Source organism: Allobosea sp. 01N443, assembly GCF_056399325.1.
Map to the genome: position 1 here is coordinate 52,840 of NZ_JBFTRC010000029.1, position 10,480 is coordinate 63,319.

The 10,480-nt window shown below is 66.0% G+C and carries 10 protein-coding genes; 4 read left to right on the forward strand and 6 right to left on the reverse strand.

The window, feature by feature from the left end; all coding sequences use genetic code 11:
• Positions 1-17 precede the first annotated feature (17 nt).
• From AC1DRP_RS10680 to AC1DRP_RS10700, 5 genes are all read right to left on the reverse strand, one after another.
• Positions 18-719: an ABC transporter ATP-binding protein gene (locus tag AC1DRP_RS10680; RefSeq protein WP_476768458.1), complete on the reverse strand. Its 702-nt coding sequence runs from the start codon at positions 717-719 to the stop codon at positions 18-20.
• Between the two features lie 2 nt (positions 720-721).
• Complete coding sequence (locus AC1DRP_RS10685) at positions 722-1,471, reverse strand: ABC transporter ATP-binding protein (protein WP_441488765.1); 750 nt, start codon at positions 1,469-1,471, stop codon at positions 722-724.
• Positions 1,468-2,409: a branched-chain amino acid ABC transporter permease gene (locus AC1DRP_RS10690; RefSeq protein WP_476768459.1), complete on the reverse strand. Its 942-nt coding sequence runs from the start codon at positions 2,407-2,409 to the stop codon at positions 1,468-1,470. Before AC1DRP_RS10690 ends, AC1DRP_RS10685 begins: the two co-directional genes overlap by 4 nt.
• The gene (locus tag AC1DRP_RS10695; protein ID WP_441504802.1) at positions 2,409-3,314 is read right to left on the reverse strand and encodes a branched-chain amino acid ABC transporter permease; all 906 of its coding nucleotides are present in this window, start codon (positions 3,312-3,314) and stop codon (positions 2,409-2,411) included. Before AC1DRP_RS10695 ends, AC1DRP_RS10690 begins: the two co-directional genes overlap by 1 nt.
• A gap of 186 nt (positions 3,315-3,500) precedes the next feature.
• Complete coding sequence (locus AC1DRP_RS10700; RefSeq protein WP_476768460.1) at positions 3,501-4,802, reverse strand: ABC transporter substrate-binding protein; 1,302 nt, start codon at positions 4,800-4,802, stop codon at positions 3,501-3,503.
• Positions 4,803-5,050: 248 nt separating this feature from the next.
• Between AC1DRP_RS10700 and AC1DRP_RS10705 the strand changes: the two genes are divergently transcribed.
• The 3 genes from AC1DRP_RS10705 to AC1DRP_RS10715 are packed head-to-tail and all read left to right on the forward strand — an operon-like array spanning position 5,051 to position 8,215.
• Entirely contained in the window at positions 5,051-6,196 is a 1,146-nt protein-coding gene (locus tag AC1DRP_RS10705; RefSeq protein ID WP_441504804.1) for a CaiB/BaiF CoA transferase family protein, read from the forward strand.
• 11 nt (positions 6,197-6,207) lie between these two features.
• Positions 6,208-7,362 carry an acyl-CoA dehydrogenase family protein gene (locus AC1DRP_RS10710; protein ID WP_476768461.1) on the forward strand — a complete coding sequence of 385 codons (1,155 nt, stop codon included), beginning with the start codon at positions 6,208-6,210 and terminating at the stop codon, positions 7,360-7,362.
• Position 7,363: 1 nt separating this feature from the next.
• Positions 7,364-8,215, forward strand: coding sequence for an HTD2 family dehydratase (locus AC1DRP_RS10715; protein ID WP_441504806.1), 852 nt, complete (start codon positions 7,364-7,366; stop codon positions 8,213-8,215).
• Between the two features lie 105 nt (positions 8,216-8,320).
• Here the strand turns inward: AC1DRP_RS10715 and AC1DRP_RS10720 are convergent, their stop codons facing one another.
• Positions 8,321-8,947, reverse strand: coding sequence for a glutathione S-transferase family protein (locus AC1DRP_RS10720; RefSeq protein WP_441504807.1), 627 nt, complete (start codon positions 8,945-8,947; stop codon positions 8,321-8,323).
• A gap of 267 nt (positions 8,948-9,214) precedes the next feature.
• Here AC1DRP_RS10720 and AC1DRP_RS10725 point away from each other — a divergent pair.
• A partial coding sequence (locus AC1DRP_RS10725) for a bifunctional 2',3'-cyclic-nucleotide 2'-phosphodiesterase/3'-nucleotidase (RefSeq protein WP_476768462.1) occupies positions 9,215-10,480 on the forward strand: 1,266 nt, incomplete at its 3' end.

Here is a 10,480-nt window from a genome sequence, read left to right on the forward strand (position 1 = left end):
AGGGTGTCCTTCCGAAGTCAATGCAGGCCTGCGGCTTCCAGCGAACTCGCCGCCAGACCGCCGGCAATCTCGGTCACCTCGCCGCGCTCGATCGCATAGCTGCGCTCGGCGAAGGTCCGGAGCAGGCTGGGATTGGATTCGGTGATGAGCAAGGCGATGTCGGGATGGCTGTCGCGCAGGGCGCGCAAGGCAGCCGCATAACGATTGGCGAGCACGGGGGCGAGCCCCTGGAACGGCTCATCCAGCAGAATGATGCGCGTGCCGACCATCAGTGCGCGCGCCAGCGCAGCCATCTTGCCCTGCCCGYCGGAGAGGCCGGCGGCCGGCCGGTGGCGCAGATCGGCGAGTTCCGGCAGCACCTGGTAGACGCCTTCCAGGCGCCTGGCGATCTCGGCCTCGCGCACCCTCATCACCTCGGCCGGCAGGCGGATATTCTCCTGGATGGTGAATGTCGAGAACAGGCGGCGGTCTTCCGGGGCGTAGCCGATGCCAAGGCGCGGGCGCTCATGCGGCTTGACCTGCAGCAACGGCCTGCCGTCGAAGGAGATCTCCCCGGCAGTCACCTTCAAGAAGCCCATGATGGCACGCAGCAGGCTGGTCTTGCCCGCGCCATTGCGGCCGATCAGCGCCACCGTCGCGCCCTCGGCCAGGGACAGATCGACCTTGCGCAGCACCTGCACGCCCTCGATCTCGGCAGTCAGGCCCTTGATCTCCAGCATGATCAGACTCCCACGCCGATGACGGTCTCGCGGACCTCGGGATGGTTCAGGATCTCGTCGGGCGTGCCCTCATGGGCAATGCGCCCGCCGGCCCAGACGGCGACGCGGCTGGCGTAGCGCGCGACCACATCCATGTCGTGCTCGACGAAGATGGCGGTGGTGGCGCGGGCATCGAGCGCGCGGGTGAGCGTATCCATCACCTGGAACTTCTCGTGGCTGGAGACGCCGCTGGTCGGCTCGTCCATGAAGATCAGCTTCGGTTCGAGCGCGAGCGCGACCGCGATGTCGATGAGCTTGCGCATGCCCTCCGGCAGCTCGCGCACGATGCGGCGGCCGGCCTCCTTCAACCCGACGATGTCGAGCAGCGCCCACATCTCCTCGGTCTTCGGATGACGGTCGAGCCTGAGGAAGGGCGACCATGTCCCCTCCCGGGCGCTGAGCGCCAGCAAGAGGTTCTCGATCACCGTGTTCTCGAGGAAGAGCTGCGGGATCTGGAAGGAACGACCGACGCCGAGCCGGGTGATGGCGCGCGGCGAGAGCGCCGTGATGTCGCTTCCCGCGAAGAACACCCACCCCGCCTGCGGCTTGAGATAGCCGGTGCAGAGATTGATGAAGGTGGTCTTGCCGGCGCCGTTGGGTCCGATGATCGCGATGCGTTCATTGGCGTGGACCTTGAGGCTCGCGCCATTCGCGGCCTGCACGCCGCCGAAGCGCAGCTCGAGGTCCCGGGCTTCGAGGATGAGTGCGCTCATTGGCCCGTCCCCGCCGGCTTGCGGCCCGTCATCAGGCCATAGAGCCCGTTCGGCGCGAAGAAGATGATGACGAGAAGCATCACGCCGAGCACCGCATGCCAGGTCTCGGGCGCGTAGACCGCCGCATAGCCCCGGATGATCTGGAACATCAACGCCCCGAGGAAGGGGCCGACGACGCCGCCTACCCCGCCCAGGATGGCGATGAAGACGAACTCGCCCGAACGGACCCAATAGGCCAGTTCCGGCGTGACATGGCCGGAGACGAGCGCGATGACCGCCCCGCCGAGGCCGGCCAGCAGGCCCGACAGCACATAGGCGCCGAAGAGCACCTTGCGGCTGGAGACGCCGAGATATTCGAGCCGCGTCTCGTTCGACTTGATCGCCTCCAACGCCTTGCCGCCGGGCGAAAGGAGATAGCGCGCGACGCCGAGCGCTGCGAGAACCGCCAGGCCCAGCGTGATGTAGAAGATCCAGAGCTCGAACTCGGCGCGCTCGAGGCTGATGCCGGCGAGCGTGGGGCGCGGGACGCGCTTGCCGTCGGCACCGCCCGTGATCGAGAACAGCTTCTCCAGCAGCGAGAAGAACACCATCGAGATGGCAAGGTTCAGCATGCCGAAGAAGATCGCCCGGTAGCGCACGACGAAGAGCCCGACCAGGGCCGCAAGCAGCCCGGAGGCCGCGGTTGCGACCGGCACGAGGATCAGCACCTCATGGYCGAAGCGGGCCGCCGCCATGAAGGCCACGACATAGGCGCTGAAGGCGAAATAGAGCCCATGGCCGAAGGAGACCTGCCCGGCCCGCAGCAGCACGAGGATGCCGAGCGCCGCCAACCCCTCGCACAGCGCGACGGTCAGGATGACCGTCGACCAGGGCGAGAGCAGCGGGAAGATGATGAGCGCAGCGAGCAGGCCCGCGCCGATGATGAGCTGGCGGGCCATCACACCTTCCTCGTCTGTACGGTGGTGAACAGGCCCTCGGGCTTGATCAGCAGCACCGCGACCATGATCAGATAGGGGATCAGCACGTCGAATTCTGGCGCGAAATAGACGGCGACCGAGCGGCCGAGCCCGATCAGCAGGGCCGCGACCGCCGCGCCCTCGATGCGGCCGAGCCCGGCGGTGGCCGCGACCGCGAAGGAGAGCACGATCATGCCCGAGCCGATGCCGGGGGTGAGCGAGGTCGTGGCCGAGGAGAGCGCGCCGCCAAGCGCGGCAAGCGAGGCCCCGATGATGAAGGTGATCAGGTAGACCCGCGTCGCGTCGATCCCCATCGCGGTTGCCGCTTCGCGATCCTGCGTCACGGCCACGATGGCACGGCCGAAGGCGGTGCGGCGCAGGAAGAGGCGCAAGCCCACCAGCACGAGAAGCGCCACGACCGGGATCAGGATGAGCTGGTACTGGGTGTAGAAGATGCCAAAGACCTCAATGGTGCCGAGCCAGTTCATCGGCGCATTGGCGAAATAGGGCTGCACCCCGAAGACGACCTTCTGCGCATCCTCGAGGATCATGAAGACGGCGAAGGTGACGAGGAGCTGCAGCACCTCCTCCTTGCCGTAGATCCGCCGCAGCAGCAGGGTCTCGACCAGCCCGCCGACGACGACGCCAACCAGCACGGCTGCGACGATGAAGAAGGGAAAGGCCAGCCAGACCGGCAAGCCCCTGCCTGTCATCGCCAGCACGCCGGCGGCCGCGACATAGGCGCCGATCGCGTAGAAGCTGCCATGTGCCACGTTGAGCACGCCGAGCACGCCGAAGATCAGCGACAGCCCGACCGCGACCAGGAAGATCAGCGAGCCATAGGCGAGGCCGTCGAGCGCCGCGAGAAGGAGCATTTCAGGAGGCATGAACTGGCTTTTCGTCCTTGCGCCACAGGGTTGAAGCGTCATCCCGGCTGCGGCGAAGCGCCAAGGCCGGCATCCATCGCGGGGTCAGTGATCGACGATGGTTCCGGCCCGCCCGGAGTGACGGCAGCAGTTTGGAAGGGGTGAACGGGCTGATCCGGCTTGAACCGGGACAGCCCGCCATCCACCTCATTTCGCGTAGTCGAAGGTCTCGATCGACTTATCCCTCACCAGATCCGGCTTGACCTTGGCGAACCATTCCAGCGACTTCTCGCCGAGCGGCGTCGTCACCAGCTTGCCGGGATAGAGCGCCATCTTGTCGTAGACGGCGAAGGGATAGTCCGGCACGCGCTTGGTGGTGCCGAGCAACTGGTCCTCGAGCCCCTGATGGTCCGAACGGATCGAGATCGTCCCGGTCAGGCTCTTGAACTCGAGCCCTTCGAAGGCCGCGATCACCTGCTCCTTGCTCGGCCATTTTGCGCCCGCGGCCTGGCCTGCCTTCTCATAGGCCTTGGCGAGCCCGATCACGGCCTGCGCCATGTGGAAGGTCGGATAGATCGGGTAGACACCGGTCTTGTCCTTGTACTTCTTCACGAAGGACAGCATCTCCGGCGAGTTCTTGTGCTTGGGGTGCAGCCAGTAATGGTCGCYGCGCCCGCCGATGATCACGCCCTCGGGCAGGACATTGCCGAGGCGCTCCAGCGAGCTCTCCGCGAGCGGCAGCACGAAGGTCGACTGCTTGAGCAGGCCGCGCGCCGCCGCCTGCTGGACGAAGGTGTCGAGATCGCCGCCCCAGGAGGTCGAGAGCACGACATCGGGCCGCAGGGCGGAGAGGCGCGTGATCTCGGTCGAGAAGTCGGGAGCCCCGAATTTCGGGAAGAGTTCGGCAGCGACCTTCACATCGGGCTTCAGCGCCTTCAGCCCGGCCTGGAACAGGGCCCAGGATTCGCGCCCCCAGGCATAGTCCTGGTTGACCACCGCAATCGTCTTGAAGTCCGGCTTGACCTTCATCAGGTAGAGCAGGGTCGACATCATCTCGGCGCCGGCATGAGCCTGCGTGCGCACCGAGTACTTCCACTTGCCCTCCTCGAAGATGGTCTGCGTGCCGCAATCCCACATCACGTTGACGACCTTGAGGTCCTCCGCAACGGGAGCGAGCGCATTGCAACTGCCACTCGAAATCGCGCCGAACATCACCTGCGCGCCCTGTTCCTGCACGACGCGGCGGTATTCCGAGAGCAGCTGGTTCGTGCCGGCGCCCTCGTCGACATAGACCGGCTTCACCGGCACGCCGAGAACGCCGCCGTTGGCGTTGAGCTCCTCGATCAAGAGATCGGCCGCGTTCTTGCCCGGCACACCGAAGACGGAGGCCGGGCCGGAGAGGAAGGTCGCGATGCCGACCACGAGCTCCTTCGGCTTGTCCTGCGCCAGCGCCGGCGCGCCCAGCATCGCAGCAGCGGCAAGCGCCGCCGCCCATTTCATCCTCACCATGGTGCATCTCCCTCATTGCACTGGGGCGCGCTCTTGCGGCGGCGCGTCTCCCGGGGCCGAAAGGGGCGCATAGGCGAAAGAGGCCGACAAGAAGAATAAAGCGATGAAGGCCATAGCGATTTTCTATAGTCCGTCCGCCGGACGCGCTCGGTTCGCCGCGCTATGGATGCCATCGCAAAACTCTATTTGACTTGCGTGGCTCGAAAGGTCCGTTTCGCCCGCAGGACAAGACCAACTGGCTCAACGTGATGACGAATGCTCTCGAAGGAATCCTGGTCGTGGCGCTGGAACAGGCCGTCGCCGTGCCGGTAGCGACCTGCCGGCTGGCCGATGCCGGCGCGCGCGTCATCAAGCTCGAACGGGCGGAGGGCGACTTCTCGCGCGGCTATGACGACTACGCCAATGGCCTGTCCTCCTATTTCGTCTGGATCAACCGGGGCAAGGAATCCTGTCGCGTCGACCTGAAGCAGCCCGACGACCTCGCCATGGTCGAGGCGATGCTGGCGAAAGCCGATGTCTTCATCCAGAATCTCGCGCCTGGCGCGACCGGCCGCCTCGGCATCGGCAGCGCCGAGCTGCGCAAGCGCCATCCGCGCCTGATCACCTGCGATGTCTCGGGCTATGCGCCAGGCACGCCGCATTACACGCGCAAGGCCTATGACCTGCTGATCCAGGCGGAAGCTGGCTTGTCCTCGATCACCGGCAATGAAAGCTCCGGGCCGACGCGGATCGGCGTTTCCATCGCCGATATCGCCACCGGAAACGCCGCCTATGCCGCAATCCTCGAAGCCCTGCTCCGGCGTGCCCGCACAGGCGAAGGCTCGCAGATCGCGCTCTCGCTGTTCGACACCATCGCCGACCTGATGAACGTGCCCTATCTGACCCGGCGCTATGGCGGGATCGAGCCGCCCCGCCTCGGCCTCGCCCATCCCTCGATCGCACCCTATGGCGTCTTTGAACTCGCCGATGGCAACGTGCTTCTGGCCGTGCAGAGCGAGCGCGAATGGCAGGTCCTGGCGCGCGAGGTGCTTCGCGACGAGGCCCTGGCCGACGACCCGCGCTTCGCCAGCAATGTGCTGCGCGTCCGGGAACGGGCCGCCCTCGACGCCGCGATCCAGGCGATCCTGATCGCAAGGCCCTTTGCGGCTGTCACCGCCGCGCTCGACCGAGCCGGGATCGCCTATGGCACGGTATCGAGCGTCGGCGACCTGATCACCCACCCGGCCGCAACGACGCTGACGGTCGAGACACCGGCGGGCCCGATCGAGGTCCTGGCGCCTCCCGCCATCGTCGATGGCAAACGGGCGGAGATGCGGCGCGTGCCGGAACTCGGCGAGCATGAAGCCAGCTTGCGGGCCGAGTTCGCCGCGACAGCCGCCGCCCGTTCAGCCTGAGACAAGCAGCCATGCAAGACCTCGATCACGCCGAGATCCGCGACGCCGTCGCAAAACTCTGTGCCGACTTCCCCGGGGAGTACTGGCGCAAGCTCGACCGCGAGATGGCCTATCCCGCCGATTTCGTCAGCGCGCTGACCGAAAGCGGTTTCCTCTCGGCGCTGATCCCGGAGGAATATGGCGGGGCCGGCCTGCCGCTTTCGGCCGCGACCGTGATCATGGAGGAAATCCAGCGACAGGGATGCAATGGCGGCGCCTGCCACGCCCAGATGTACATCATGGGCACGCTGCTCCGGCATGGCTCGGCCGAGCAGAAGCAAAGCTACCTCCCCAGGATCGCGTCCGGCGCCTTGCGGCTACAGGCCTTTGGCGTCACCGAGCCGACGAGCGGCACCGACACCACCTCACTGCGCACCTTCGCCCGGCGCGAGGGCGACCAATATGTCGTCAACGGGCAGAAGATCTGGACGAGCCGGGCCGCGCAGTCCGACCTGATGCTGCTTCTGGCCCGCACGACGCCACGCGAGCAGGTCGCCAAGCGCACCGAGGGGCTCTCGGTCTTCATCCTCGACATGCAAGAGGCGCTGAAAGCCGGCCTCTCTATCCGGCCCATCCGGACGATGATGAACCATGCCACCACAGAGGTGTTCTTCGACAATGYCCGCGTGCCTGCCGAGAACCTGATCGGTGAGGAGGGCAAGGGCTTTCGCTACATCCTGTCCGGCATGAATGCCGAGCGCATCCTGATCGCCGCCGAATGCGTCGGCGATGCGAAGTGGTTCATCGAGAAAGCCTCGGCCTATGCCAGGGAACGGCAGGTCTTCGGCCGGCCTATCGGCCAGAACCAGGGTGTCCAGTTCCCGATCGCGAAAGCCTACGCCAACATGCGCGCCGCCGAGCTGATGGTGCGCGAGGCAGTGCGGCTCTACGAGCAGGGCAAGGATTGCGGGGCCGAAGCCAATATGGCGAAGATGCTGGCGGCCGACGCGTCGTTCGAGGCGGCCAATGCCTGCGTGCAGACGCATGGCGGCTTCGGCTTTGCCGAGGAATACGACATCGAGCGCAAGTTCAGGGAGACACGGCTCTACCAGGTCGCGCCGATCTCGACGAACCTGATCCTGTCCTATCTCGCCGAACATGTGTTGGGCATGCCGAGGTCCTACTGAGATGAGCATCGATCTTGACGCCCTCAAGCGCTGGACCGGCAGGACCGAAGAAGCCGCCGACCTGGTCACGCCGCGCCTGGTGCGGAGCTTCGAGGCGACCTTCGCGCCGCATCTGGCGCCCTATGCCGAGGGTGAGGCGCCCCTTGCCCTGCACTGGTGCCTGGCTCCGCCGATCGCCCCGATGGGCGCGATCGGGATTGACGGCCATGCCGCCAAGGGCGAATTCCTGCCGCCTGTGCCGCTGCCGCGCCGGATGTGGGCTGGCGGAACGATCGAGACCATCGCGCCGCTGCGCACGGGCGACGAGGTCACGCGCCGCTCGGTGATCGGCGACATCTCCTACAAGCAGGGTCGCACGGGGCCGCTCTGCTTCGTCGCCGTCGACCACGAACTCGTCACCCCGCGCGGTGTCGCGCTTCGCGAGCGCCACAACATCGTCTACCGCGAGGCCGCAAGGCCGGGCGCGCCGGCCTCCCCCGCGCCGGCACCGGAGGAGCCACGGCCAGCCGATCTGGTCTGGCAGGTCGCGAGTTCACCGGTCTTCCTGTTTCGCTACTCCGCCATCACCTTCAACAGCCATCGCATCCATTACGACTACCCCTACGTGACGGGTGAGGAAGGCTATGAGGGCCTCGTCGTGCACGGGCCGATCCAGGCGACGCTACTGCTCAACATCATCGCGACGCTGTCGGGCGGCGAACCGATCAGGCTGGATTACCGCGGCGTCGCGCCGCTGATCGCAGGCGATGACTTCCTGGTGAAGGCCAGGCGCCTGCCCGACGGCGGCATCGCGGCATGGACGGAAGGGTCCGATGGCCGGGTACGCATGGAAGGCGTCAGCCGCGCTGCGTAGGGCATCGGCCTGAAAAGTGGATACCGGTTTTCGGAAAAGCCGATGCAACGACAAAGCGCTGCAGCATCAGACTGGACACGATAACCGGTCTGATGTTGCAGCCGCTCAGGCCGGTGGAATGAAGGGCTGCGCGATCGCCTGAAAGACCGGCAGCGCTTCCAACCGTGCGGCCTCGGCGGCAAGCGTCGGGTAGTCACCGGGCGAGGCGATCCCGGGATGGGCCTCCATCAGGAATCGCCAGGCCACTGCGAGTGCGATATCGGCGTGCCCAACACGCCCGGCGAACGCACCGCTTGCACTGTGCTGGCTGCGCTCTGTCTCCAGCACGGACAGCGTCGCGAGGATCTGGGCGTGGCAGCGCTCGGCCCAGACCTGCGACACCTCCCGATGCAGCTTCAACTCGTAGAACAGGCTGACGGCCTTCTCGGCGAAGCCCATCGCCAGCCCGGCCGTGCGTACCGCCCGGTGCCGGGCCGGTTCCGTAACCGGGAACAGCCGGCGTTCGGCGGCGACGAGACCGTCGAGATAGTCGAGGATGCCGTGGCTTTCGACCAGCACGAGGCCGTCATCCAGCACGAGCGTCGGCACGCGCGTCAGCGGGTTGTAGGGCCGGATCTTCTCGGCATCGCCGAAGACCGACCAGGGCCGATGCTCGAAGGGCAGTTCGTACAGCCTCAATGCGATGCCGACGCGCCGTACGAAGGGGGAATCATACTGGCCGATCAGGATCATGCGGACGCCCTCCTGGCAAAGCCTGCCATCGGCCGACGCGTCCAGGCAAGCGCGGCGGGAGAACCGCGAGCCGCCCCTCATCTTTGGCGTGGCATGCGCCCGGCACGATGCTAGCCCAAGCTGCGTTTGGACGAAATCATCCAAACGCAGGAAACGTCATCGACTCTAATAGTTTAGAGCATGGTCTATGCGAAAAACCGTTGCTACTCTTTCGCAGCATGCTCTAGCCTCGCGACGTTCAGAACAGATCACCAGAGGCTGGGTCCGATGTTACGCGCAACCGAATTCAGCCGCCGTGAAACCCTGAAGGCCGGAGCAGCCATGGCCGCCGCAGCGACGCTGCCTTCCGGCCTCGCTGCGCAGAGCTCCGCGAAGCTCAAGCTGCGCGTGCTGGCGACCACCGATCTCCATGTCAATGTCGTGCCCTACGATTATTTTCGTGACGCCGCCGACGACACGGTCGGCCTCGCCAAGACGGCGAGCCTGATCAAGCTGGCGCAGGCGGAGGCCAGGAACAGCATCCTGTTCGACAATGGCGACTTCCTGCAGGGCTCTTCGCTCGGCGACTTCATCGCCTACAAGAAGGGGCTGAAGCCCGGCGAGACGCACCCGATGCTCGCTGCCATGAACGCCCTGCCCTATGCCTGCGGCACGCTCGGCAATCACGAGTTCAATTACGGCCTGCCGTTCCTCGAGAGCGGCCTCGCCAAGGCGGAATTCCCGCTGGTCTGCGCCAATGTCACGCGCCCCGAAGGCGCACCGCTGATCGACCCCTGGATCATGCTCGACCAGAGCTTCGAGGACGAGGCCGGCCAGAAGCAGTTGCTCAAGATCGGCGTGATCGGCTTCGTGCCGCCGCAGATCATGCAATGGGACAAGGCCAATCTCGACGGCAAGCTGGTGGCGACGGACATCGTCGATGCGGCCCGCAAGCACCTGCCCGATCTGCTCAGGGCCGGTCCCGATCTGGTCGTCGCACTCTGTCATTCCGGCATCGCAGGCGGCGTTCGCAAGGGCATGGAGGAGAATGCGGCGCTGCATCTCGCCAAGCTCGACGGCATCGACGTGATCCTGACCGGTCACCAGCATCTGGTCTTCCCCGGCGGCAAGGCCTTTGACGGCATCGAGGGCGTCGACAACAAGCTGGGCTCTCTGCACGGCAAGCCGGCCTGCCAGCCCGGCTTCTGGGGGTCGCATCTCGGACTGATCGATCTCGAACTGGAAAAGCGCGACGGGCGCTGGAAGGTTGCCGCCTTCAAGGTCGAACCGCGCCCGATCTTCGAGCGCACGCCGGACCGCAAGATCGTATCGAAGGCCGCCACCGAACAATCGGTGCTCGCAACCGTGAAGGCCGATCACGAGGCGACGCTGATCTATATGCGCGAGCCGGTCGGCTCCACCGCGAGCCCGATCAACAGCTATTTCGCGCTGGTTGCCGACGATCCCTCGGTCCAGATCGTGGCCGAGGCACAGACGGCCTATGTGGAAGGCCTGATGGCGCAGACGCAGTGGAAGGGGCTGCCCGTGCTCTCT

What these genes read in the sequence shown, in the direction of transcription:
- AC1DRP_RS10695 (WP_441504802.1), bottom strand. Translation starts at nt 3,314, where the DNA reads ATGCCTCCTGAAATGCTCCTTCTCGCGGCGCTCGACGGCCTCGCCTAT.
- AC1DRP_RS10715 (WP_441504806.1), top strand. Translation starts at nt 7,364, where the DNA reads ATGAGCATCGATCTTGACGCCCTCAAGCGCTGGACCGGCAGGACCGAA.
- AC1DRP_RS10720 (WP_441504807.1), bottom strand. Translation starts at nt 8,947, where the DNA reads ATGATCCTGATCGGCCAGTATGATTCCCCCTTCGTACGGCGCGTCGGC.
- AC1DRP_RS10705 (WP_441504804.1), top strand. Translation starts at nt 5,051, where the DNA reads ATGACGAATGCTCTCGAAGGAATCCTGGTCGTGGCGCTGGAACAGGCC.
- AC1DRP_RS10685 (WP_441488765.1), bottom strand. Translation starts at nt 1,471, where the DNA reads ATGAGCGCACTCATCCTCGAAGCCCGGGACCTCGAGCTGCGCTTCGGC.